Raw genomic sequence first — 25,812 nt, forward strand, 5'->3', positions numbered from 1 at the left:
AACAAAAGGTTAAACGCTACCATGAATTATTTGCTTATTAACGAGCAACTCGACACCTTAAAAGCGGAGCTAGGCACTTGCCGGAAAAACCAATTTACCCGGCTCATTGAACAATGCCGCCTGTATGAAAACGAGCCACTGTCGGTTACGCCACCAGCCACCAGCGTTACCTATATGGGCATGGCCAGCGCCAATTTAAGCTTGGCATATTTACTCACCGAGCAGCCCCACTACCTTGAAGAAGCCAAACGCTGGATCTTCACTGCGGTAGGGTACGATGTGTGGGGTTATGGATTTTTGGTGGATGTAGATTTAAGCGCCTCGTGGTTACTGTTTGGCTTGGGCTTATCTTACGATTGGCTAAAAGACCACCTGAGTGATGATGAACGACAACAATTTTTAGAGAAGCTGATTTTACAAGGCAATAAGATATTTGATTACGGACAAGAAAACCTGGGCCACTGCTGGTCAACGAATTTTTGGCAAAACCATAATTGGATCAACTACGCAGGCTTGCTTACCACCGCTTACGCCATTGTCGACGATTATCCCCCCGCTCAGGTGTGGATAGACGAAATTAAAACCAATTTTGATACCGTATTTAAGTACATGCCTGAAGACGGCTCAAATTACGAAGGTACCGGCTATTGGCGTTTTGCCATTAATTTCTTTTTAGTGGCTGCAGATCTTATTCGTAAAGACGGTGGCAACAACCACTTTGAAACAGATTTTTTGAAAAACACCTTTTATTACCGGTTGTATCAGTCTAATCCTAACTGGGAAGAAAACGTCAACTTTGCCGATGTGCATGACAAACGTAGCTCTCATTCTATTGGGGCTTATTACAAAATTGCCCGTGAATACAATAACGGTCACGCCCAATGGTTAGGCGAGCTGGTAAGAGAAAAATTTCTTTTCCGCGAAGCTTATCAAAGCAAAATCTTTCCCGGCATTTTACCCGAAGCCTTTTTAGAGATGATTTGGTATCAACCCAAGGTTAAGCCCATTGCCCCTGACGCGTTACCCTTGTCGGTTTGCTTCCCGGATTTAGGCTTGGTAGTGATGCGTTCGAGTTGGGAAATCGATGCCACCCATCTGTCATTTAAATGCAGTCCGCCGGGCGGCCACAAGCAATGGGCATTAAGCTGGCAGGTGGATGAACAAAACCAATGGCATACCCGTAGTCTGACCCATTATCACGTGGATTTTAACAGCTTTATTCTTATTCATAACGGCACCTACCTTGCCATAGATGAAGGCTATAACCGTACCTCTAAAGCCGAAATCCACAATATGATCACCGTGGATGGCACTGGCTGCGTAGGGGAAAAAATATGGGACAACGCCGATTTAAGCGATCCAGAGCTGTTCGACTTAAACTGCAAAGGGATCTTCAATGTCTGGAAAGACGTGCCCCGTGAAGCCACGGCGCAAATCGAAACATTTTACAATCAGGATGACTACACCTATGCGGTGGGCGAATCCAGTAAAATGTATTACCCAGAAATGCAATTAAGCCGTAACGCGCGACACATCATCAATAGCCAATGCGGGTATTTTATTCTTTTAGATGAACTAGCCAGCGCCCTTGAACATACCTACACCTGGCGCATTCACTCAGAAAAATTTGCCGACAACATTAACCCTAACCAGTTTGAAATTGTAAACGGCAACGGAGCATTAAGCGTATTTCCCATTGCCCCGCAAAGCCGTAAGGTACGTATAGAAGAAACCTTGGTAGAAGAGGTGATGACGCCCCAGCGTCCCGATGATATTCGCCGCATCAGTTTAAAAACGCTGCTCATTGAAAACGCTGAACCGGCTAAAAACATGGCATTTTTAACCGTTATGCAGCCAAAAACCCTGTTTAGTGATGCTCCCACGCCGCCGATATCTGTCACCCCGTTACATTCAGACCATTGGCAGGGCGTAGAAATTACCTCCCAAAACTATGTAGAAACCTTTTTGTACGCCCCTAAAGGCAATATGCAATATGAAGGCGTAACAGTTCACGCAACCTGGCTATCGGTTGTTAAAGACAAGGCCGGGAAGCTAATAAAAACCACCCAATACACACAACCCGAATGATCGCGCCAATTTTTGGCCCTTATGAAAGAGAATGACCACCATGAACCCATTTGATTTATCAGGGAAAACTGCTTTAGTCACCGGTGCCAATACCGGTATTGGACAAGGGATCGCTATTGGGCTGGCAAAAGCTGGCGCAAACATAGTGGCTGTTGGTCGTACCCCTGCCGACCAAACCCAGAAGTGTATTGAAACTACGGGCAGCCGCTGCGTGCAAATACAAGCCGATTTATCGAGTACCGCTGGTTTGGACAACATGGTCAGTGACGCCGAAGCAGAACTGGGGCCCATCGATATTCTGGTAAATAATGCGGGCACCATAAAGCGAAATGATGCCTTAGCATTCACCGAAGAAGACTGGGATACGGTAATGGACCTGAATTTAAAAACCCTGTTTTTTCTTAGTCAATGCGTGGCGAAACGTATGGTGGCTCAATCCCGTCCGGGGAAAATCATCAATATTGCGTCTATGTTGTCGTTTCAGGGCGGCATTCGCGTTGCTTCGTACACGGCCAGTAAAAGTGGTGTGGCCGGGTTAACCAAGTTACTTGCCAATGAATGGGCAACGAAACGCATATGCGTAAATGCCATTGCTCCAGGATACATAGCCACCAATAACACCGCCGCCTTACAGGCCGATGAAAAACGCAATCAGGAAATTGTTGGCCGCATTCCCGCTGGGCGCTGGGGGCAACCGGAGGATCTAAGCGGCGCTGCAGTCTTTTTAGCTTCTGGGGCCTCAGACTATGTGCACGGGACTGTGCTGGCTGTAGATGGCGGCTGGTTGGCCCGATAATCTCGCCAAGCCATCAATAATGCGCCCTGTTTTACCCCCAGGGCGCACCCTTGCTAGCTGATGAGATCGTGCATCCAGTTAAGGGAAGGCAATTGGCGATCGGGCTGATAAAACAAGCGATTAAGTCGGCCTAAGAAATTCACTGGACGACTGGGATCGTGGGATTTCACCCGATGCAAACTTTCTGATTGCACAAACTCCCAAGGCTGAAGATCCAGCGCGTCGATTTCTTCCGTGGTGACGCCCATGGCTTTTATGGTAGAGAGGATCCGTTCCGTTTTACTTTCGGTAAGGGGCACAATGGAATTTCCGTAAAAATCTCTTAGCGGGGCATTGATCGCTTCTAAAGTATGGTTAATGGCGCGCCATACATCGTCATGATGAAACTGCCATTCCCTAGGCGCGTAATAGCCTTCAATTTCCCATTCTAGTTCGGCATTACTAACGGCAATGGAGCTTTCGGCTTCCGGGGAAAAGGACAAATCCGGTTTTGCACCAATGTTGTACGCATCCACACTTAACGCCACACAAATAATAAGGTCGCCGCATACCGCAGGGTTTTGGTATAAGGCTTCAAATGCCGCCCGTTTTACCCCCATCCACCCGTGTACCCGTGAAGGTTGCTGGGCAAAATGGCGCACGTCGTCAGGTAAGTCTTCCCCGTAACGATCTATGAGTAACGGCAGCGGGCTTTGATCCGGCGCTTCGTCGGGCATCCACACTTCGTATTCCTGACGATTATCCGCCTTACCCCGGCTTTTAATGCCGTAAGATAAGTTCACCGGCCGACAAATACTGCGATCTTCATCCACCCGATGAAAATACTCTGAACGCATTCGCTTTATAAAAGGGGCATCAAGACCAGCAAGGGCGGCGGTAGGATAGCGATAACCAATTTCACTGTGGGTAACCATGGTTAACGAAGGAATGGCTTGCGCCAGTTTTGTCTTTACTCCCGCTAAGTCATGCACACTGGGCAACACAATGCTGCGCTCGGGTTCGATGGTCAGTCGACGTCCCTGCCCATCCACAAACTTCGGCGTTTTATGAAATTCATACTCTTTCATACCTAAACTGGCGACCGCCTGTTGCCGGTATTGAGCCAATTCGGTGAACAACGCATTGTGGTTGCGTATATGCTTGAATAACGGACGATTAAGTGTCATATCACAACTTCCCTTAGTAAACTAAAGCCAGTGTGCCACAAAGGGGACAAGACAAGAAAGTCTGTTCAGCGGCTTTATCCCTTACTGTGGGGCTTCCCCTTTAGATATTGCTGCCTAAAATGCAAAAAATAGTGGTGTAGTGCTTGTGCCGATGGGTTTTCACCGGCCAGCTTCAGAATTTCCACACCCACTTCCGCAGTGCATAACTGATGAGCATGAGACGCCTCGCGCAACCCATAGGCTGACAGCTTCTCAGGCTGTATCCCCAATACCGGAAATGTTTGTAAGTACGCACTTTTTCTAAACATGCGACCCGCTTCCCGCCATGTACCATCCAGCATAATAAACAAAGGTACCTTATTCGGATTTTCCGGCACGGCCGAGATACATCGCTGAGCGGGTGCTGATTCGTGGGGAAATATAATAATAGGCTGATAATGAGGGTTTGTCAGCAAGGCTAACAACTCAGGCTGAGGCGCAGTGCGTGACCACACAAAAGCATGATTGTGTTTACACACATCGGCGATTAAACGCCCGGTGTTTGAGGGTTTATAACACTCTCCCTTCGCCATTAAAAACACAAATGGGCTATTGGCAGAAGGCAAAGGACGGGCAGCGCAAATACAATCAAGCTGGGGCAGCAGGCAGTCGTCACAACGCACCACGCGGCTGCCCCGGGTAATAAACGGACGGGTTGAACAAGCCAGTTCTTGCTGGCGTAAGGCCATAATAGAGTTGTGCAATGTGGTATAAAAGCTAGGTGAGCAGGAAACAAAGTGTACGCAAACCCGAAGCAAGTTGCGACTGGAACCTCATCAGAAAACCAGGAAAACCCCTTTTGTCTGGCTAAATCCACGCGGGTTTTGCTTCTTAGCCCCTGTTACTTGCTGCTCCATACCACTTTGCCAATAACGTTTTCACGGCGCACCCACATGCAATATTTTCTGTCGTCAGGATTTTTGGTGGCTAGCTCAGACGATATACTTGCGACGACATTGTGGCCTGATTACCTCAGGCATGGAGCACCGTCACTTCGCCGTACATCACGTCAAAAAACAAGTTATCAATGCGCGACTTCACGGCTATGGAATACTCGCTTAATCCCAGCTTTGCAAAGGCCTGGCACAACAAATTGGATAAACACTCTAATTTCCGTTTTAGTACCGTGTTTTGCCCTTCATCCAGCTCATACAAGATAGCGGCGATATCAAAGGCACAGCCTAGGTAGGCAATGGCTTCACGAATTTGACCATCAACAAAAAGCATGGAGCCTTGATATTCGTCTCTGGCGAGGAAATGCACGGCTTCGTCCGGATGGCTATAAACCCATTCCGAATGTTTAGGACATAGAAAATTCACCTTCATATGTAATGCCTTCTACTCGTTGTTTTATTGTCTTTTCGAGGTCGACCACCCTACTCACTCAAGGTCGATTCGGTGATATTCGTACACCGATTAATCTCTACATTAGACACTAAAAACAAATAACGCAAATGATAATTGTTACTATTTACAATATTTATTAAAACCCTTACAAGCGAAAACAAACAAGGTCGAAATGAGGACAATCCGGCGGTGGGGTTAAGGATTTAATGGCTGGGCCTCAGATACTAATAGGAATAATTACCATTTCCATCAAGACGGACACCTATGTATAATCACGCAAAAATAGAAATGAATAACGGCGATGTCAGCGTTATCGTCATCGGCACATTAGTCAACCAGCGTTATTTATACCGCATTAAAATTCAATTACAGGAAGCTCAACATGCTTTTTCTCTTTGTGGCATTTGTGTTGGCATTGTCAGGCACGGTATGTGTGTATCTTACAAACCGCAATCAACGCATCCTTGGGCGCCCTCTCGCCCGTCACTATGGTGTAACTGGCTATATTCAGTTGGGTGTTTCTTTTCTTTGTTTCTTATCGGCACTGTCAGTGGCGTCTGCGGTATTTACCTGGCTTACCACACTGATGATTACCCTTGTGGCAGTCCCCTTTATTTCACTCATTAAGACAGGAAATCCAACTTAATGGCCCGTTTAAGTGCGCAACAAAAAATTCAGCCTGATTGGTGGTCCAAAACCATTGCCAGCACGGTGTTAGGTTTAACCCTGGCCTTTGCCCTTGTGGGTTTATTTGCTTGGTACGGGCCTGGCGGGATCCACGCAGCGACTAAAAATCAATTTAATATGTGGATAATCAGTCCAATCTGGTTGCTGATTATTTCATTCTCCTTTTTATTTAGAACCGGCGCTCGGGCGTTTCTTATTCTGGGCACAGCAAACCTCATTTGCTGGGGCCTATTTGTGCTTTTAAGGTATGTACTATGAAAATACGCAGTGACATTCTACGCATCTATCAATCGGTACATACCTGGACGGGGATCACCACAGGTTTAGTGCTGTTTATCGCCTTTTTCGCCGGCGCGCTGACCATGTTTCAAACGCCCATCACCCAATGGGCCATCCCGGCAACCCAAACGCTACCGCAGGTATCCCTAGAGGAAAAAGATACCCTTATTCAACTCGCCGCCAAAGAGCACGAAAAAGTTAAAAATGGCTTTACCATCAACTTAGACGAACACCTTTCCCCCATGAGCTGGTACGAACAAGGCGGTGGCCGGGGGTTACGTTTACAAGATGAAGTCCGTCATGCTTCGTTAGATGAAAACGGTAACCTGATCACACTTAAAACCGAGCAAAACGTGCTGGGCGATTTAATAGATTGGCTCCATCGAACCGCAGGGATCCCGGGCAAAGCGGGCCATGAAGACCTAGGCGTGGTGATTTTAGGCGTGGCTTCGGCGCTGTATTTTGTTGCCTTGGTATCGGGCGTGATCTTCCTTTTACCCACCTTGGTGAAACACTTTTTTGCCTTGCGCCAAAAGAAAGGTGCCAATCGGTTTTGGCTTGATACCCATAACCTTTTAGGGATCACCAGCTTGCCCTTTCACCTGATTATCGCCTGGACGGTGGTTGTCTTTGCCTTTCATGATGTCATGTACGATGGCCTGTCCGTGGTGTACGGTGACGAACCCATGTTTGGCCGCATGCCAAGCTCGTCACAAACCCATACCATCGATACCCTGCCGCCCATTTCCAGCTACTTGGATAAAGTAGCCGAAACCACTGACGGCTATACCGTATCAAGTTTAACCTTCAGTAAACTGGAAGGTCCCGGAGCCTCGGTACGAATAAATATTGTCGGTGACGGAAAAATGCAACGGGCTGCGGAATCAGACATCATAAGTATGGATCCCTACACCACAGATATTCTTTATTCCACCCTGAGTACGGACGAAAACGGTACCTATGGCGCCCTTGTCACCAGCTTCTTTTCATTGCACTTTGGCAACTTTGCCAATGACGCAGGACGTTGGATTTACTTTGTTCTGGGGTTAATGGGTGCAGTTCTTTTCTATACCGGAAACCTATTGTGGTTGGAAAAACGGCGTAAAAAACAAGGGGCTCAAGCTCGCAATACCCGTGTTATGGCGAATCTTACAGTAGGGGTGTGTTTAGGCTCGGTGCTGGGCGTTGCCGTATGCTTGCTGTCATCGAAGTGGCTGTATTTATTCAATCACTCCATCAATCAAAAATACCTCACCATTTACTATGGGGTATTTTTCTTGTCCATTGCCTATAGCTTTTGGAAAGGCGCCGCATTAAGTGCCATACGGCTACAATATGCCCTTGCCATCAGTTGCATAGGTGTCCCTGTCACGTCGTTAATTGTGGCGTTATTTGCCAATACAGAAACCTGGACAATCACCACACCGGCGGCAATGGGAGTAGAAATGGGGGCCGTTGTTTTCGCGCTGCTGTTTTACTACGGCGCAAGGAAAACCGCAAAACGTGCCTATCATGGCGATGCCAACAGCATTTGGGCCCTGCGGACAAACACAGAAACTCCACTGGCGGGCAGCAATATTACACCGTCGAATGTACGTTAAGGGAAGTAATGGGGCTGCAACGTTTAAGAGAAGTGATATTAAGAGAAGATATGTCACAATTTAAGGTGTTGTGCCCAGATTAAACCACCTAATACTTAATCTATGCACAAAACCTTAAATGAAACTGTGACGACATCAGGTTCAATCGATATTCTTATGGCCTAAGAAACGCACAACTAATCCGAATGTCGTGGCTGTCCCCCCAGCCAACAAAAAAAACATAAGTGCTTCCATCCTTCGACTCCTAATTTAGGTTGTATTTTTGTACGGCCTCGTTTGTTAATTCCTGGAACTTCGGAATACCTGCCTACTGCGCTGTCTTTTTTATTATGGGTTAACTATACCACCAAACGCCTTTAACACAAATGAGAATCATTACTAATTAGAAAAATAAATGGGCCTAATCGTTTTTTTAGTTAAATAAAAAGAATGTAAAACGGAAATTACGAATTTTCCATGACTGTTAAATTTGTCTACATAAAAAACAAATCTATCTTACAAAATGCTTTGACAAACAATTTTTTGGTCACTATATTTGGTCTTACATTAATTGCGACCGATTTTGCAGTAAGTGGTTAACCACGCAAATTTTGTTCTCGTCCCCCATAGCGACAAAATAACTGCAAAAAGTACGTAGTTATGTAAGGTGTGTTAGTAAATGAAAACCGACGTCGACCTCGGTTTTCATTTACATACCGCTGCACTTAACGCCTAGCGGTTGCATTAATTGAATAATAAGAAAACGCATTTCTCATGCGTACCCTACGTAAGTAACAGGCTTCTTTATGAAGCCTGTTTTACTTTTAGGGGATTATTTACTGAGATGGGAAATTGAATATAAGCCGCGGGTTTCGTCGGTTTTACGTTTAATCTCTTCCAATGCCTTCGCCTCACTGGCTTCAAATAACGCATTAATTAAACGATTAAAATGATCATGCATGGCTTTTCTGGCTGCAGATGGATCACCAGAAGCAATGGCTTCATAGATCTGGGTATGTTCTTTTAGTCTTTGTTCACTGCTTTGCGAACACACTTCGCTGTATGATGCGATAATCTCTGGCACGGTTTTTCTCAGTTCCCACAAATTTTCCACCGATAAAATAATGGCATTGTTGCGGGTTGCCGTGGCAATGACTTCGTGGAACTGCTGGTCGGCGGATTCAGCCTGGGCCGGATCACACATATCTTCGAGGGTTTGATTTAACACAGCCAATTCATCTGGCTGAATGGTTGCCGCAGCAAGGGCTGCCGCTTCGCCTTCTACCAAAGCTCGCGCTTGGGTCAGTTCAAAAGCACTAATAGATTTTGCTGAACGACTCGCTGCACCTTTATTTACAACATAGACCCCAGAGCCTGTTTTTACTTCAATACGTTCTCGTACTTCCAGTGCGATAATCGCCTCACGAATGGTGGGGCGACTGACATTATAGGTCTCAGCCAATTCCCGTTCAGGTGGCAACCGACTACCTACAGGATAAACACCTTGGTCTATTAATGCTTCTAATTTATCAACGATGTTCCAAAATAGCCGGCGAGCTTTCATTACTCTCTACCTTTTTAGTATTTTATTCTAATAATTACAAACGGACGCAATTGTATCCTGAACGCCAATCAAGCGCAAAGCTTCCTCGCCCTGTATAGCAGGCTTTTCTTCGACTTTTCCTATTAAAGATAGTTTCATTTAGTTGTCTTTAGATGAACCAAAGTGGATTAATGTTACCAAATAATCTAAATTGGTAACTATTGATTGTCTTACATGGCAAACAAGGCGTAAAACCGTTACGTTACCCGCATATGGATTCGCCTGGTCGTGTAGAACAAGCGTAACAAAGCATATCTTCAATTAACCCATAAAAGAGAAATTCACTATGTCTAAAAAAGTAGCTTTAATCACCGGCGCTACTGGCGGTATCGGTTTTCAGGTTGCAAAGCGTCTGGGAAATGATGGTTATACCGTCATCCTGAATGGTCGAGACGACGAGAAAGGTGCGGCGTGTCTAGCAGAATTAAAAGACGCAGGCATAGACGCCGAATACGTTAGTTTTGATGTCACAGATGACAAAGCCGTCACTGAACAGATCACGGCAATTGGCGATAAATATGGATACATTACTACCGTCGTCAACAACGCTGGCGGGCTTGGTGGACGTAGCTCGATAGAAGAGATGTCCACCGAGTTTTACCGTTCGGTGATGGCCTTAAACGTAGACAGCGCCTTCTTTGTGTCTCGTGCAGCCATTCCGTACCTTAAGAAAACCACCGGCGGCACAATCATCAACTGCACCTCGAATGCAGGATGGAATGCCGGCGGCCCAGGTGCAGGTATCTATGGCGTATCAAAAGGCGCCGTTCACGTACTTACTCGCGCACTGGCCAAAGAGCTTGCACCGGCGGGAATTCGTGTTAATGCCGTGTCACCAGGCACCATCGACACACCGTTTCATGCGCAAATTAAAGCCACCAAGCCGGAGGTGTTCGCGTCATGGAAAGACAGCATTTTACTTGGACGGTTAGGTCAACCGGAAGAAGTGGCGTCGGTTGTTTCCTTCCTTGCCAGTGATGATGCGTCCTTCATTACCGCAGAAACCATTCAGATTGGCGGCGGCCAGGCATTGGGGATCTAAAGGCCCCATGATTGGGGGATTGAGTAAGGGCAGCGCATACCCATGGTCTGCCCTATTCCCACCATTCACCTTTATCCCGCCTGGGTGAGCAAGTTTAAGAAATAAGAAAATAACTCAGAATTTGAACGTAAGTTGAGCTTGGCATACAACTTAGCCCGGTGCACCCGTTCAGTGCCCGGCGAGATACAGAGTTTGTCTGCCGCCGATTGAGATGAATGTCCCATAATAATCAGCTTGGCAATTTGCCGCTCTCTACTGGTTAGTCGTTCGGCCTCAAAATGCTCCAGCAAGTGATTTACCCTGTCTGACACCATACGCGACAAAGGTTGCGGGTGTAGAGTTTGCCGTAACACGGCTATTTCTGTGTGTTTTCGAATTAACCCAATCACGAACCCGGCCACCTGCTGAGCTTGGTGTAATTCGTCCTCCTGAAACACCTTACTAGGTGAATGTCGGCCTAAACTAAACTGCAGATAGCCCGTCTCACCGGTATCGACGAAAAAATACAATAAATCTTCAATACAACTGGGCCGATAATACGCCGCATACATTTGCGACTGTTTAAACCCCGGCGGCATTAATGTTGACCACGGATACATGCCATCTGGATACCCATTCACAAAGCCTTGATATGCGGGGCTAACCACGTAGGCGCCATCTAAAAATCGGGCGCAGAATATGGCTTGTTCGATTTCGGTAAAATTGGCAAATAGCAATTCTGGCGCGCTACCCTGCTTGTAGATAATGGCAGAGGCACTGTCGAAATTGATCAGAGTAGCAAGATAAGCCAGTAACACAGGATAGAAGTCGGACTCACCGATGGCCATCACCAGCGCCGAAATACCATCGGCATCTTGGGTGACATCAGGAAATCTTGATTGGTTCATGGATGTGCTCTACATGTCATCTTTGTGGGTCATCAGCCATTTTCTGAACTGACGAATGGCGTAGTCTTCCTGGCGCTCTTCGTCATAGAGTATGTAAAAACGTTGTTCAGGACTAAAGCTTTCTTCGCAGGCCAAAATAAGATCGCCGTTAATTATGTCGTCTTTAACCAGATACTCCGGCAGTATAGACACGCCTATATTGTTTTTCACCGCTTGCAAAAGATAAATAAAATAATCGAAATGCTGGCCACCTATCATGGAGATTTCTTTTTCTGTCAGCCCGGCATTTAAAAACCACTGCTCGGTGGTGGACATGGCACTACTTTGATGAATAAAGTCGAAATTGGCTACCTCACGCATGGTTTTTACCGGTTTTCTACCACGAAGATATCGGGGCGTGCATACCGCCAAATAGGTTTCTTTGCGCAAAGGCTCGGCATAGTAATGTGGCCAGTCACCTTCTCCCCACAAAATCGCAAAATCGCAACGACGGGTGTTGCGGGTTACCGCTTCAAAATCGGTGCCTAAGTCAATTTCGATATCCGGGTAGTTGATGTAAAACTCATTGAGTTTGGGCATGAGCCAGGCGATGGCAAACGTGGGCTCAGTCACCACTTTAAGCTTTACCGCCTGTTTAAAGTCGGTATTTGACGATATTTTCTGGGTTACCGCATTTAAGCTGTTGAGGATCTTATGCACCTCTTCGGCATATTGCTCGCCCACCGGCGTTAAAATAAGCTGGTTGTCCTGCCGATAAAAAAGCTTTCGACCAATCAGATTTTCTAAGTTTTTTACCTGACGGCTTACTGCACTTTGGGTTAAATGAAGAGCCTCACCGGCATAGGTCATATTTAAATGGTGAGCCACAGCATCAAAACACTGAAGTGAAATAATACTCGGCAGTTTTCCTCTCATGGCGTGTCTCTCTGTGCACTAAAAATAGCAAATACCGTACTAACCCCCATGCCATACAGCATCATTTTGCCGCATTTATAGTACATAAGGCTTCAACACGATCAGGGTACAAAATCAGTGTGACACAGGCCATTACATTTTGGAATAGCACTAGGAGTTTTCATTGTTTGCAGCGAAAAATTCTCATCCATAGTATGAGATGAATAGCTGTATTAATGAGACTTCATTTTAAACCACAACATTTTGAATAAATTAGGTTTTCAGCATTGAGCTTTATTCAAACTTTCTACTCCGTGGTGTAAGACAGATGAATTGCTTTATGAGTCATTCGTTAGCGCCCCATTAACTGAGGTTTTATAGTGTTAAATAATGAAGCAGAGAATAATCCTCTGCGCGAACATCTCTTTTTAGCACTGATTGGCTCCTTTGCCGCCAGCGTCATCGAATTTTTACCCATTATGGTGGGTGCGGTCAGCGACTATTTATACGCCACACCAGATGTGGCCGGCTTTATCTTTATGAGCAACTTTCTCGGTATCGCCATAGGCACCCTGGTGTCTATCGTTGCCATGGGACATGTAAGTATCAAAAAATGCGCCTTGCTGGGGATCTTGCTCATCTCTTTCGCTGAGTTATGGTCGGCATTTATCATCAATACCGATATGCTTGCCTTTGTCAGGTTTTGTTCAGGCTTAGCGTCGGGCATTATCAGTGGCTGCGTGGCTGCCGCTATCACCTTATACCCTCGTCAAAAACGGGGGTTCGGTTTGTATATGCTGGGCATGTTCGTGGCCAGTGGTATTGGTCTTTTTATTCTCCCTTTTATTATCGATAGCTATGGCACAAAGGGGCTTTTCATCTCGTTAGCCGTATTGGGAGGTGTATCACTGATTTTATTGCACTTTCTCACATTACCGGCAACTAGCCAGGCGGTGGAAAAGACCCAATTTGGCGCCTCGCCCTTACCGACAAACAACATCATAATCCTCTGTTTATTGGGGTGTGTTTTGTTTCTTATGATTGGTGTCGGTGGTTCTTGGGCTTTTTATGAAAGACTGGGTATTGCCTGGGGGTTGGACATAGCCGATATCATTTTTGTGTTGTCGGTAAGCGCCGTCTGTGGGTTTGCTACCTTTTTTGTAGAACGCAGCGAAAAATTACTAAAAAGCCATTATTTGATCTTGCTTGGCGTGCTTACAACCTGGCTTTCTATCGTATTTTTATCTACCGGAATCAAGAGCTTTTCATTTTATACCATTAGTTTATTTCTAACCGGAATTGGCTGGGCATATACCGTCCCGGTAATACAAGGAAAGCTTGATCACATTAGTCATGGCAACAAAAATACTGCCGCCTTATCTATGCTTATGTATTGGTGTGGTCTTTCTTTCGGTTTGTGGATCCACGGTTATATTCTCAATGCCACAGAAAGCTTTCAAATCACCCTCTTCTCATGTGGTCTTTTCTACACTCTTAGTCTTTTATGCTCACTCAGCGTTGTTTATTTCAGTACTTTAAAAAAACAACTCCTCGCAACACACAGTGGAGGTTAAGGCTTTCATCATGAATGATAAAAAAATTGCCATTGTGCAAACACCGTCGGCCATTTTAGATTTAACAGAAGGCGTAAAACGAGCTGAAGCGGCTATTAGAGAAGCAGCCCAAAACGGTGCCGAGCTAATTGTTTTTCCAGAAAGCTGGTTAACTGGTTATCCCGCCTGGGTTTTTGACTTAGCAATTTGGGACGACGCACAAGCAAGGTATTGGCATGGTAAATTTCTTGAGCAATGCCCGACCATTGACAGTGAGTGTTTATTACCGATTAGACAAGCGGCCGCCGATTGCAAGGTGAATGTACTGATTGGATTAAACGAACGCGCACGCCCTCACTCAGGCTCTATTTACAATAGCACGCTGTTAATTGGCACCAAAGGTGAAACCCTCAATGTTCATCGTAAGTTAACCCCAACACATACTGAACGGATTGCTTGGGCTCAGGGTGACGGCTCGGGGCTGAATGTTATAGAAACCTCCACCGGCAGAGTTGGTTCGCTGATTTGTTGGGAGCATTGGCACCCACTAATGCGCCAGACAATGCACTTTCAAGACGAACAAATTCATATTTCCTGCTGGCCTGACATGGCCGCTAGCCACAAGGTTTCAGTAAAACAATATGCCTTCGAAGGCCGGTGTTTTGTTATCTCTGCGGCGCAGTATTTACAATCAGATGATGTGCCTGAAGAGCTGCGCACGGCATACCGAAAAGGACTCGGGGCAACAGGCCCCGTACTTACCAATGACAACCTGTTTTTTAACGGCGGCAGCGCCGTGGCCGGACCAAACGGAGAATGGGTGGTGGAGCCCCTTTTCGACAAACCCGGCATTATCTACGCAGACATCAATTTAGAAGAAGTATATCAATATAAACACGATTTAGACGTGGTCGGCCATTATTCACGCAGTGATGTGTTTCAGCTATCAGTTAATCGCACGGCAAGAGACACAGTGACTTGGCAAAACGATGTGCCTAGCTCCCCTTTAACTAAATAGTTGGCAGCACTTAAATTAACCGGCGAAATTTGTATGCCCGAAAGGAAAACGTTTAAAGCATGAGCACCTTATCATTGGATAACTGGCAGTTAAATCGCAAGCTGGGTCTGCGGCAGTTGCATCGTATTTTGCCCGACTTAATCAGTGTGAACGCCAGAAACACGAAGAAATTGGTCCCAGCATACGACAATACATTGGCCAAGGAACCACATTTACTCGGTCTGTGTGAAAAAGATGACATTGCCGCCATTGTGGTTATACAAGGAAGCAATATTGTTTTTGAACACTATGGTAAAGGCTTTTCTGCCTCCTGCGTACATAGCGCCCAATCGTCAACGAAACCGGTCAGTACCCTGTTATTAGAAAAAGCGATATCAGCCGGAAAAATAGCCATTGACGATCATGTTGAAAAGTATATTCCTGAAATAGGCCCAGGCTTTTATGGATGCTCAGTAAAAGACATTATGAGCATGAATGTATTGCATGAATTTAACGAGATGACGGCCTATACCGCACCTATGGGTAGTCGGCTTGAACAATTACGCATTGCGGATGAAAGCAGTTTTGGCTACCTTCCCGTCCAGGGTTCTTTTCCCATATCCCGTCGCGATTTTGCACAAAGCCTTCAACCAAGTCCTCACCATAGCAGCAATGAAAATACTGAAAACACCATGGTGTATGCAACCATAAACACAGAAGTTAGCGGCTGGATCTTAGAACGCGCTATGAATAAACCATTGGCTATGCAAGTGAGAGAACTCATGCATGATATTGGTGGAGAAGGCACCGTCTATATGTCGACGGATCATCAAGGTGTACCGAGTATTGGCGCCGGCCTTATCCTCACTGCACGTGATTTTGCCCGTTATGGCATGTTGCTGCGAGATTGCAACTACTTGCCCACGGTGCGAAAAGAAGCAACTACAAAAATACCCGAGTCAACAAATCTATATGGCCTTTCGTTAACTGTACTAAAAACCGGTTATTCCCACTCTGGTTGGGGAGGGCAGTATGTTTTTGTCTGCCCGGAAACAGACGTGGTAGCAGTGGTGTTTGGTGGCATAAGTGGCCTCGATCCTATGCCTAAATCGTATTTTGATGATATAGAATCAGCCGCGGCATCGGTGGTTGCTTACTATGATCAAAACAAAAAAGAAAAAGGAGCAAAATCATGAGTATCACACATTGGCAGGTAACCGTACCCAATGTCACCTTTGGGCCAGGTTCTGTGCAACACTCTGCGGACTTACTAACCCATCGTGGTTTGTCGCGCCCAATGTTGGTTACCGACCCCGGCGTACTTTGCCAGCCGTTTACCCAAACCCTTATTGAACTTTTGAAAGAAAACAACTGTGTGGTTAGCACCTATAGCGATATCAAAGGGAATCCTACAAAAAACAATGTCGATAATGGCGTAGTACAGTTTGTAGAAAAAAATTGCGACAGTATTATTGCTTTGGGTGGCGGCAGCGCTATCGATGTTGCAAAAGCCATGTCGTTAGTGGCTCGAAATAAGAATAACCTTTGGCTATATTGCTACTTTGAAGACCCCTCTACATTGCCACCAATAAACAGTGCAGAGGATTTCGTTCCGTTGATGATCATTCCTACCACCGCGGGAACGGGCTCTGAATTATCAGGGAGTTCATGCGTTATTACCGATGAAGAACGCCATCAAAAACGGGTGGCCTATCATCCACAACACTTTCCTTTTGCCGTGGTTGCAGATCCTGAACTGCTAAAAACCTTGCCCAAGCACATCAGCGCATGGACGGGTATGGATGCATTAACCCATGCTATCGAAGCCTATTGTGCCCCCGGTTTTAACCCCTTATGCGATGGCATTGCTTTAGAAGCCGTAAGGTTGTGCCATGAGTATCTGGCTGACAGTATAAACAGTGACGATGTACTTCCAGGGCGAACACAAATGATGGCCGCGTCATCTATTGCTGCCGTTGCGTTTACGTCTAAGGGGTTAGGCTCTGTCCACTCAATTGCCCATGCACTAGGGGCAATGTTAGATATTCACCATGGGTTAGCAAACGCGGTTGTATTACCTTATGTGCTTAAGTTTAATATTTCGGAAATTGCAACTAAGCTAACAACGTTAGCCAATTTATTAGCTTTGCCAGACCGAACCGCTGAAGGCTTCATAAACTGGATAGAAGCCTTACGTCTGCAACTCGCCATTCCCAATAATCTTAAAGAGTTAGACGTAAAGGCTGAGCAATTACCGTCCATAGCCGCTTTGGCATATAAAGATACCGAGCATCATACCAACCCCATTGCTATGAGCGAACAAGACTTTCTAACCATTCTCAACGCCGCCTTTTGACACCCCAACGGCGGCTGATTAGGCACAGCATACCCCTTCGTTTTGCGCTCGTTAGCAGCAACATCACGAAATAGCATCATGCCACGCCTTTGTTAGTTCGCCTTTTTATTAACCCACATTATTTTACGGCGCATTTTTCATTCAAGCTCAATTTGCGCGCCTCTTTTTGTTGCTTACATTCAGCGAAAACCCTGTCTCACCGCACCATTCCATTTTGGAATAGCACTAGGAGTTTTCATTGTTTGCCGGTTAAAAAGTCCCCCCCTAGTATGGATAACAGAAGATAAAAATAGAAACGCTTTACCACTAACAACAAGACTACATTCTAGGGAAAATTTTGATGTTTAAACCACACAAATTAAGTATTGCTATTTGCTGTGCTTGCCTCGGTTCACCGCTGCCGGGCATGGCGCAGTCGCAAACTGACGAAGAGACAGAACAAGCGTCAAAAACCAACGCCATCGAAACCATTTCGGTTACCGCTACGCGCCGGGAAACCACCATCCAGGAAGTACCCTACAGTATTTCCGCCTACGGTGGCGAAGCATTGGCTGATGCAGGTATTACCGATTTTTCTAGCTTAGCCCGTGCTATCCCCGGTCTTGTGCTGTCCGATGTGGGACGCGGCAAAAACGGGATCTCTTCCGGTATCATTATGCGTGGCCTAAACCTTACCGGTGGCGCACAGGAAGATTTCGCCATGGTCACTGACCCTGTGGTGTCGGTTTATTTGGGCGAAACCCCCTTATTCGCCAACTTAGAATTGCGCGACATGAACCGGGTTGAGGTGCTAAAAGGCCCACAATCAACCTTGTACGGTTCTGGCTCTTTGGGCGGTACCATGCGTTACATCCCCAACAAGCCCGAATTTGATGAAGTCTCTGGCAACGTAAAAGCAAAACTGTCCTCCACCGACAGAGCCGGCGATCTAAACCACGATGTAGAACTTACCCTTAACCTGCCGGTGACGGACAACTTCGCCATTCGCGGTGTGATCATGCAGCTGGAAAATGCCGGCTATATCGACAGCGATTACATCGCAACATTGGATGACGACAACCAACCCACCGGTGAATACACCAGCGCGGAAGATATTAATGATGAAGAAGTGCAAATGGCACGGCTCTCAGCCCGTTGGTTACCCACCGAAAATACCGATGTGCTGTTAACCTACAACTTTCAAAAAGACAAAGTGGATGGCACTGCAGCCTCTTCTGAAGGCTTAGAAGCGTATCAGTCGGCGGCAAAATTTATTGAGCAATTTGAGCGCGAAACCAGCGTGACCTCGTTAGTGATTGATCACGATTTAGGTTTTGCCGATATTACGTCTTCCACCTCGATTACCAATAACGATGCCGAAAGTGTTCACGACCAAAGTTACAACTATCCGTATTCGTCATGGTGGGGCCCCTATTATGTTTCCTATTACGGCTATACCGGCGGTACGGCACCAGCAGCAGAAGTGGTGGCAGGACAAAAAACTTACAACACAGATACCTTTACCCAGGAATTTCGTTTAACCGGCAGCACCGACAATGACATTGATTGGTTAGTCGGCTTGTACTACAACTCGGTAGATTTTGATGCCGAAGCCTATGACATTGTTTACGGGCTCGATGAGGCATTCAATATCACTAACCCGGTGGGTAAAGATGTGGGGTATGGCAACATTCAACACACGGAATTTGAAGATTACGCCATCTTTGGGGAAGTGACTTATTACCCCACCGACGAGCTAAGCATAACGGCAGGGTTACGTTATTTTGAACAAACCTTCTATGCCAAGCAAGAGGTGCTGTTGCCTGCCTGTGAAGCGTTTTGGTACACCACATTGGGCTTTTTCACCTGTGGTGATACGGAAAACGCCGGCATTGATCCTAGAGGCTATGCTGCCGGTGAAGATGAAAAAGACTTCGACGACGTGTTGTATCGTTTTAACGTTGCCTATGACATCGACCTGGATACCAAGGTTTACTTAAATATTTCCCAGGGCTTCCGTCATGGCGGCGCAAACGGCCTGCCAACCACAGGGATTTTTGCCGAAAGTGAAGAATATTTATTTTTCGATCCTGATAAAACCACCAACTATGAAGTGGGTGTAAAGGGTAACCTGCTTAATAGCAGCCTGTACTACAGTGCCACCGCATTTTATATCGACTGGGAAGATCCCATTTTGCTGATACAGTCTCCTAACGGCGGTTTCCCCGCCATGATCAACGCCCAAAGCGCTGAGTCAAAGGGGATTGAACTGGAAATGAACGCCCAGCTAAGTGAACACGTTAAGTTAAACTTCGGTTATACCTATACCAGTGCTGAACTTACAGAAGACTTTATTACACCTGACGGTGACTTTGGTGGTGCCAAAGGCGAATCGTTACCGGGTATTCCAGAGCAAACCCTGGTCAGTACTCTTATTTATTCACAAGAGCTTGCCAAGGGCTCCTTAACCGCCCAGTTAGGCGTATCGTACAAAGACAGTTTCGCTACCGGGTTTGACTCGCCGTCTATTTTTTATGAATCCGGTTACGATGAGATCCCCTCTTCCACACTCTGGAACGCCAGTGTGAGATACGAGCAAGACGCCTGGTCCATATCCTTGTACGCCGACAACCTGTTTAACGCCGATGACATCACCGCTTCTGACGGTGATGGCAAATACATCATTGATGAATCTGCCGGCGAAAGCAAAGCCGGTGAGCAGTATGATACCGACCAACTGGGAGACCAGGTATACCGGGTAAGACCACGTACTGTGGGCATTTCAATGAGCTATGCTTTTTAATTGGCCTTTCCCTTCGGCGCATGCCGAAGGGCTTTAAAAGGGAGCATGTGCTTGTTTAATTCAGCGCAACAATACCACCACGCCGTACAACAGCAGCTTGCCAACAACAAGCTGTCTGAGGCTTCGTCATTGTGCATCGAAGGACTCAAAGCCTTTCCCCAAAGTGGCCAGCTTTGGGTCACCCTGTCGGACATCAGTATGCGCTTAGGTCAGGGAAAAACCGCCATCAATATGGCAATTAAAGCCATCGACTGTGAACCGGATGCGTGTTGGCACTATTTCCATCTGGCTGGATGCTATCTGCACTTCCAGGCTTTTGCACCAGCAAAGAACGTGCTTGCTCGCGCACGCACCATTATGTCGCAAAATAGCGATGAAAACGCCTGGGACAAACTGGGGGAATTGTATTACACCGCCAATAATCTGGATGCCGCCATTGAGGCCCATCGCCAGGCACTTCGTTGCTGTTCTGACAGCGTTAGCAGCAAAAACCATCTGGCCGCGCTACTACGGTTTAAAGGCCAGTTGGATGACGCTGAACAGCTTTATCAGGAGGTACTGGAAAGCGAGCCGGGTAACTATCAGGCCTGCTATGCCTTATCGCAACTTCGCCGCGTTAAAACCGCCGCGCCCTTACTTCGCCATATTCATGAATGTGAAAAACGGCTGCCAGCGACTCACCATGGTCACATTATGCTTAGCTACGCCAAAGGCAAGGTACTGGAAGATACGGGCAACTTTGATGAGGCCTTTGCCAGCTACCAACAAGGCGCCAATTTAAAGCGTACACAGCGGCCCTACGACATCGCGCAAGATATACAGCTAATGGACACGGTTTGTCGGGTTTCCGACTCACTACAGTCCGTCTGTCCACCTGCAGAATCTGCCGAAAAAACCGTATCTCAAACGCCCCTATTTGTATTGGGCTTGCCCCGTACCGGCACCACGCTGGTGGAAAGAATTTTAGATTCTCACCCAGAGGTGGTCAGTGGCGGTGAACTTAATGCGTTTCCTATGGCGTTATTGGAAGCCGGCGGCAAGCCCCTTTCCACAGGCTTAGACGGGCTTAACAGCGAATTGATAGCCGCCTTAAATGGCGAAGGATTACAAACCCTTGCCAGCCGTTACCTTGCCCTTGCCAACAATCACGTGGAAGGGGCAGCCCGCTTTGTGGACAAGCTACCCTATAACTTTTTGTACTGCGGTTTTATTTTACAGGCCATCCCTAACGCCAAAATTATCCATGTCAAACGTAACCCCTTTGATGCGGCGGTTAGCAACTTCAAAATGCTGTTTGACCGGGGTTATGAGTACTCTTACAACTTAGAAGATACGGCCCGTTTTATCGCCGCTTACGAGCAGTTAATGGAGAACTGGAAGGAGCGTTTTCCCGGCCAGATCCACACCGTTGAATACGAACAACTGGTAACATACCAACAAACAGAAACCCAAACATTGTTGCAGTTTTGTCAGCTCCCCTGGGCCGACGACTGCCTTCATTTTCATCGCAATAGCAATGCCAGCCAAACCGCCAGCGCCAGCCAGGTTCGCGAACCTATTTATCAGCGTTCCGTGGCCCTGTGGCGTCAGTTTGATAAGCACCTTACGCCGCTTAAAACGGTATTTGCAGCACACGGCATCATGCCAGAGACAGCCAAGGAACAATCATGAGTAAGCTCGATGTTTTTCAATCTATGTGGGCCATGGAATACCGACGCCCAGACGGTTTCGAGTTAAGCCTGGAAGAGAAAATTAAAAAAATCGCAGACGCCGGTTTTGTAGGTCTTAGCTTTGATATCGGTTACCACTCTTTTGAGACCATTCAAACCGCCATGCCCCTGTTACAGAAATACGGTTTAGACCTGGTGTACAACGCCTTTGTAAAAAGCGTTCCCCACTACGAAGAAATCATAGAATTCGTGGCCAGTCAGCCTGTGCAACCTCGCTTTATTGCCATTGTTGGGCAAATCGAGCCCTGGAATGTGGACGCGGTGGCCGACGTCACCCGTCAATGGATGACCATTAGCGAAAAAGCCGGCATTACCTCTCATGTGGAGATCCACCGTAACTGCATGACTAACGATCTGTTGTTCACCTTACAACTGATGGAAAGGGTCCCCGATTTACTCATGGTGGCAGATTTATCTCACACTTTGGTCAATCAGGAATACTACTTGCCTCTACACGATATGGCCAAGCAACGAATCTCTGAATTTCTTACCCGCGCTGAAGCCTTTCATGGCCGGGTAGCCACCCGGGAACAAGTGCAGGTGCCCTTAATGTTCGAACAAAATCAACCCTGGTTCGATTTATTCAAACAGTGGTGGTTAGAAGGCTTCCAAGGTTGGTTGGCGCGCCATGGAAAGCAAAGCGACGACGCCTGTGTATTTTTATGCGAACTCGGGCCGCCGGTTTACGCCATTACCGATGGCAATGGACAAGAACTCAGTGATCGCTGGGAAGAAGCCCTGATATTGCGCGACACCGCGCACCAGTTATGGCAACAGGCTATCAGCGAACAATAAATAGACAATAAAAGCCTTGTTGCAGCCTGTAGGGCCATGATGCGCTACCCCGGCAACAAGATATTAAGTAAAGGTAATAGTAAGTTATGCAGGAAAGAACATGTGGTGAAGCGTTAACCACGCTTTTAGAAGCCTATGGTGTCAACACCGTTTTTGGTATTCCTGGCGTTCATACCATCGAGCTTTACCGAGGGTTTAACCATACCAATATTCGCCATATTACCCCTCGCCATGAACAAGGCGCGGGTTTCATGGCCGATGGCTACGCGCGGGTAACCGGCCAGCCCGGCGTGTGCTACATCATTACAGGTCCCGGCCTCACCAACATTATCACCGCCATGGGCCAAGCCTTGGCAGATTCCATTCCTATGCTGGTTATTTCTTCGGTTAACCGTACCGAACAACTGGCCATGGGCGAAGGGCGATTACACGAACTTCCCAACCAGGCAGGCATTACCGCGGGTGTGTCCTTGTATAACCATACCCTTCTTAGCGTAGACAACTTACCTAAAGTTATTGCCCGGGCCTTTGCCGTATTTAACAGTCAGCGTCCGGGTCCGGTACACATCGAAATCCCCATTGATGTGCTATCGGCTGATGCCAGCCACCTTGATCTCACCCCCTGGCCCATGCCCGCATGCCCTGTGGCACACCCAGCCAGTATTGCTGCTGCCGCTGCTTTATTAAAAGACGCCAAGCGCCCATTAATGATCTTAGGTGGCGGTGCCCGACAAGCGGGCGCAGAGGCAAAAGCATTGGCGGAAAAACTGGCAATGCCCGTGGTCAATACCTGTAACGGAAAGGGCGTTATACCTGGCGATCACCCGTTAAGTATTGGCTCTACCCCTTCTCACCCGGCCATTCGGGAAGAAATTGAACAAAATGCCGATGTCGTGCTGGCTGTGGGGACGGAACTATCGGAAACCGATTATGACTTTTTCTTTTTAGGCGATTTAGCCATTCAGGGAAAGCTTATTCGGGTTGATATCGACAATGCCCAGTTGCTAAGAAATCATCGCCCTGATGTGCCGGTGTTGTCTGACGCTAAACAAGCCTTAGGGGCAATCGTCGATACGCTCACTAATGTTAACCGTGATATGGACGACCATATTGTAGGTTTATGCACGCAACTCAAAGAGCGTACACGAGATATGAAAAAGCCCGTGTATGCCAGCTTTTTTAAGATCCTCACCGACGTATTAGGCGACTGCATCATTGTGGGAGACTCTACCCAACCGGCGTATTACGCCCAGGCCTACTACGAAACCCAACACACTGCCCGCTATTTCCATTCAACCACCGGCTACGGCACCTTAGGTTATGCCTTTCCCGCCGCCATTGGTGCGGCGCTAGGGGCACCAGAGAAAGCGGTTGTGGGCTTGACCGGCGACGGCGGCGGCCAATTTAGCTTAAGCGAAATTATCAGCGCGGTGGATGCCCACGTGCCGGTTATTTACGTGGTATGGAACAACAGTGGTCACGGCGAAATCCGCCGCTTTATGGACGACGCCAAAGTAACCCGTACTGGTGTGGATATTGCCGCGCCGAATTATGCGGCACTGGCCGAAGCCATGGGGTGTGCGTCAGCCAAAGCCCATAGTCTGGCTGAATTGAAAGCGGCCTTACTTGACGCCAAGCAACAGGGAGGCCCTTTTCTGATTGAAGTGAATGAAGCCTCCTTAGATTGCGGTTATGCATTTTAAAGGAGTTGATAGTGATGATTGATTTTCTTATCTCCTCGCAAGTTAAGCTTCTCGTAAGGAGAGCACCATGATTAAAGTAGAAGCATCAACCACTAAACTGGATCCCACACCGTTAATTGTGTGGGCGAAACTGATTTGCTGTTCGTTGTTTGGCATTGGCTTTTTCCTTGTGCCATTTACTTACGATGGCTCCTGGACCATTGTGCTTGGCGTGGTATCGAACTTTTTTGTCTCCCTGTTAGGCGACAACATGAAGTACTTTACCTGCAGTATTTTTATTCTTGGTGCAATATTGTCCGCCATTTATAATCTTACTCCCCACAGCTTCGCTATCCGCCTGCCCCATAGTCGGCGTTTGATGGCGTCACACTGGTCATGGACAGTACTGACCCTTATTGGGGGCGTTACTGCCGCCATGACCTTATTTCAGGTGGGACCAGAATGGATAACCAGCAAAGAAACTGGCGTTACCGCCTATATCGATGTGGCCGGAGCCATTTTTATGCTTATCGGACTCGGGTGTTTCTTTCTGCCCTTTCTCACCGATTACGGCTTGCTAGATTTTGTCGGTACACTGCTGCAAAAGGGCTTTCAAAAATTTTTCAACCTTCCTGGACGCGCTACCATCGACACCCTGGCATCCTGGGTTGGTTCATCGAGTATTGCTGTCGTTATGACCAACTACCAATACATGCAAGGCTATTACAGCGCTCGTGAATCGGCGGTGATCGCCACCAACTTTTCTGTGGTCTCTATCCCCTTCGTGCTATTAACCTCACAAGTAGCCGGTATCGAGCAGTATTTTCTTCCCCTGTACGGCACCATGTTTGGTATTTGTATTTTATGTGCCGTGATCACCCCCCGCTTACCGCCCCTTTCTTCTTTCAAAGACGAGTATTTTGAAGGACAAGAAAAACAGCTAAACGAAGATGTGGATTCTGGTGAAAGCCGTTTGATAGTTGCCAGCCGACGTGCCATCACCACAGCCAAAAGAGCGCCGTCGCCGGTGCAGTCCATGAAAAAAGGGTTTTGGTCCATGTTCGACATCTATCTAATGATGATGCCCGCTGCCATGGCCATAGAGTTTTTAACGTTGTCGGTGTATTACAACACCAGTATTATGCAAATGATCAGTTATCCCGCGTATTTATTACTGGAACTGCTGAACGTTCCCCAGGCCGAGATGGCAGCACCGGGTATGTTTATCGGCTTACTGGATCAGTTTGTACCTACCATTATTGCAGGTAGCATTGCCGACCCCTTTACTAAGTTTATTTTAGCGGGCCTTTCCATTACCCAACTGATTTTCTTCGCAGAAACCGCCATTCTCATTATGCGTTCTGCGATCCCATTAACCATTATGCAATTGATTGCTATTTTTGCGATCCGCACTGTTATTGCCTTCCCCATACTCTATGGCATGGCGCATCTTCTGTTTTAATCGGTCATCACCGCGAACAACATAACATTCTTCGTATGTTCGCGGTT

The 25,812-nt window shown here is 47.0% G+C and carries 21 protein-coding genes; 15 read left to right on the plus strand and 6 right to left on the minus strand.

The features are described 5' to 3' along the window. Positions 1 to 21 precede the first annotated feature (21 nt). Positions 22 to 2,088 (plus strand): DUF4962 domain-containing protein, encoded by a 2,067-nt coding sequence (locus V5298_RS01875; RefSeq protein ID WP_332929767.1) that lies wholly within the window; start codon positions 22 to 24, stop codon positions 2,086 to 2,088. Positions 2,089 to 2,128: 40 nt separating this feature from the next. Then, positions 2,129 to 2,884, plus strand: coding sequence for a 2-dehydro-3-deoxy-D-gluconate 5-dehydrogenase KduD (gene kduD / locus V5298_RS01880; RefSeq protein WP_332929768.1), 756 nt, complete (start codon positions 2,129 to 2,131; stop codon positions 2,882 to 2,884). A gap of 53 nt (positions 2,885 to 2,937) precedes the next feature. On the opposite strand, the gene V5298_RS01885 is transcribed toward kduD, so the two are convergent. The 3 genes from V5298_RS01885 to V5298_RS01895 form a co-directional block, all read right to left on the minus strand. Then, complete coding sequence (locus V5298_RS01885; protein ID WP_332929769.1) at positions 2,938 to 4,050, minus strand: hypothetical protein; 1,113 nt, start codon at positions 4,048 to 4,050, stop codon at positions 2,938 to 2,940. 74 nt (positions 4,051 to 4,124) lie between these two features. Further along, positions 4,125 to 4,778: a tRNA-uridine aminocarboxypropyltransferase gene (locus V5298_RS01890; RefSeq protein ID WP_332929886.1), complete on the minus strand. Its 654-nt coding sequence runs from the start codon at positions 4,776 to 4,778 to the stop codon at positions 4,125 to 4,127. A gap of 283 nt (positions 4,779 to 5,061) precedes the next feature. Further along, positions 5,062 to 5,415 (minus strand): hypothetical protein, encoded by a 354-nt coding sequence (locus V5298_RS01895; protein ID WP_332929770.1) that lies wholly within the window; start codon positions 5,413 to 5,415, stop codon positions 5,062 to 5,064. A 403-nt stretch (positions 5,416 to 5,818) separates the two neighbouring features. Between V5298_RS01895 and V5298_RS01900 the strand changes: the two genes are divergently transcribed. Genes V5298_RS01900 through V5298_RS01910 form a run of 3 tightly spaced genes read left to right on the plus strand, consistent with a single transcriptional unit; the run spans position 5,819 to position 8,003 of the window. Next, a complete protein-coding gene (locus V5298_RS01900) occupies positions 5,819 to 6,082 on the plus strand; it encodes a hypothetical protein (protein WP_332929771.1) in 264 nt (87 codons plus the stop codon). After that, complete coding sequence (locus tag V5298_RS01905) at positions 6,082 to 6,381, plus strand: hypothetical protein (protein WP_332929772.1); 300 nt, start codon at positions 6,082 to 6,084, stop codon at positions 6,379 to 6,381. Before V5298_RS01900 ends, V5298_RS01905 begins: the two co-directional genes overlap by 1 nt. Then, positions 6,378 to 8,003, plus strand: coding sequence for a PepSY-associated TM helix domain-containing protein (locus V5298_RS01910; RefSeq protein ID WP_332929773.1), 1,626 nt, complete (start codon positions 6,378 to 6,380; stop codon positions 8,001 to 8,003). The genes V5298_RS01905 and V5298_RS01910 overlap by 4 nt, the downstream gene beginning before the upstream one ends. A gap of 811 nt (positions 8,004 to 8,814) precedes the next feature. On the opposite strand, the gene V5298_RS01915 is transcribed toward V5298_RS01910, so the two are convergent. Beyond that, positions 8,815 to 9,546: a FadR/GntR family transcriptional regulator gene (locus tag V5298_RS01915; protein WP_332929774.1), complete on the minus strand. Its 732-nt coding sequence runs from the start codon at positions 9,544 to 9,546 to the stop codon at positions 8,815 to 8,817. Between the two features lie 325 nt (positions 9,547 to 9,871). On the opposite strand from V5298_RS01915, the gene V5298_RS01920 reads away from it, so the two are divergent. Beyond that, complete coding sequence (locus tag V5298_RS01920; protein WP_332929775.1) at positions 9,872 to 10,627, plus strand: SDR family NAD(P)-dependent oxidoreductase; 756 nt, start codon at positions 9,872 to 9,874, stop codon at positions 10,625 to 10,627. Positions 10,628 to 10,698: 71 nt separating this feature from the next. On the opposite strand, the gene V5298_RS01925 is transcribed toward V5298_RS01920, so the two are convergent. Together V5298_RS01925 and V5298_RS01930 are read right to left on the minus strand one after the other, a co-directional pair. Further along, entirely contained in the window at positions 10,699 to 11,514 is an 816-nt protein-coding gene (locus tag V5298_RS01925; protein ID WP_332929776.1) for a helix-turn-helix transcriptional regulator, read from the minus strand. Between the two features lie 9 nt (positions 11,515 to 11,523). Beyond that, a complete protein-coding gene (locus V5298_RS01930; protein WP_332929777.1) occupies positions 11,524 to 12,429 on the minus strand; it encodes a LysR substrate-binding domain-containing protein in 906 nt (301 codons plus the stop codon). A gap of 359 nt (positions 12,430 to 12,788) precedes the next feature. Between V5298_RS01930 and V5298_RS01935 the strand changes: the two genes are divergently transcribed. The 9 genes from V5298_RS01935 (at position 12,789) to V5298_RS01975 (ending at position 25,765) form a co-directional block, all read left to right on the plus strand. Next, positions 12,789 to 13,982 carry an MFS transporter gene (locus V5298_RS01935; RefSeq protein ID WP_332929778.1) on the plus strand — a complete coding sequence of 398 codons (1,194 nt, stop codon included), beginning with the start codon at positions 12,789 to 12,791 and terminating at the stop codon, positions 13,980 to 13,982. Positions 13,983 to 13,992: 10 nt separating this feature from the next. Continuing rightward, complete coding sequence (locus tag V5298_RS01940) at positions 13,993 to 14,979, plus strand: carbon-nitrogen hydrolase family protein (protein WP_332929779.1); 987 nt, start codon at positions 13,993 to 13,995, stop codon at positions 14,977 to 14,979. A 59-nt stretch (positions 14,980 to 15,038) separates the two neighbouring features. Next, positions 15,039 to 16,154 carry a serine hydrolase domain-containing protein gene (locus V5298_RS01945; RefSeq protein WP_332929780.1) on the plus strand — a complete coding sequence of 372 codons (1,116 nt, stop codon included), beginning with the start codon at positions 15,039 to 15,041 and terminating at the stop codon, positions 16,152 to 16,154. Beyond that, complete coding sequence (locus V5298_RS01950) at positions 16,151 to 17,314, plus strand: iron-containing alcohol dehydrogenase (RefSeq protein ID WP_332929781.1); 1,164 nt, start codon at positions 16,151 to 16,153, stop codon at positions 17,312 to 17,314. Before V5298_RS01945 ends, V5298_RS01950 begins: the two co-directional genes overlap by 4 nt. Positions 17,315 to 17,654: 340 nt before the next feature. After that, the gene (locus tag V5298_RS01955) at positions 17,655 to 20,096 is read left to right on the plus strand and encodes a TonB-dependent receptor (protein ID WP_332929782.1); all 2,442 of its coding nucleotides are present in this window, start codon (positions 17,655 to 17,657) and stop codon (positions 20,094 to 20,096) included. Positions 20,097 to 20,147: 51 nt separating this feature from the next. Next, a complete protein-coding gene (locus tag V5298_RS01960) occupies positions 20,148 to 21,767 on the plus strand; it encodes a tetratricopeptide repeat-containing sulfotransferase family protein (protein WP_332929783.1) in 1,620 nt (539 codons plus the stop codon). Continuing rightward, positions 21,764 to 22,621, plus strand: coding sequence for a hypothetical protein (locus V5298_RS01965; RefSeq protein WP_332929784.1), 858 nt, complete (start codon positions 21,764 to 21,766; stop codon positions 22,619 to 22,621). The genes V5298_RS01960 and V5298_RS01965 overlap by 4 nt, the downstream gene beginning before the upstream one ends. Before the next feature lie 86 nt (positions 22,622 to 22,707). Next, a complete protein-coding gene (locus tag V5298_RS01970) occupies positions 22,708 to 24,324 on the plus strand; it encodes a 5-guanidino-2-oxopentanoate decarboxylase (RefSeq protein ID WP_332929785.1) in 1,617 nt (538 codons plus the stop codon). Between the two features lie 67 nt (positions 24,325 to 24,391). Then, positions 24,392 to 25,765, plus strand: a complete 1,374-nt coding sequence (locus V5298_RS01975; RefSeq protein WP_332929786.1) for a YjiH family protein — start codon at positions 24,392 to 24,394, stop codon at positions 25,763 to 25,765. The last annotated feature ends 47 nt before the right edge of the window (positions 25,766 to 25,812 follow it).

This window comes from Alteromonas sp. 14N.309.X.WAT.G.H12, assembly GCF_036697315.1.
Classification (GTDB): domain Bacteria; phylum Pseudomonadota; class Gammaproteobacteria; order Enterobacterales; family Alteromonadaceae; genus Alteromonas.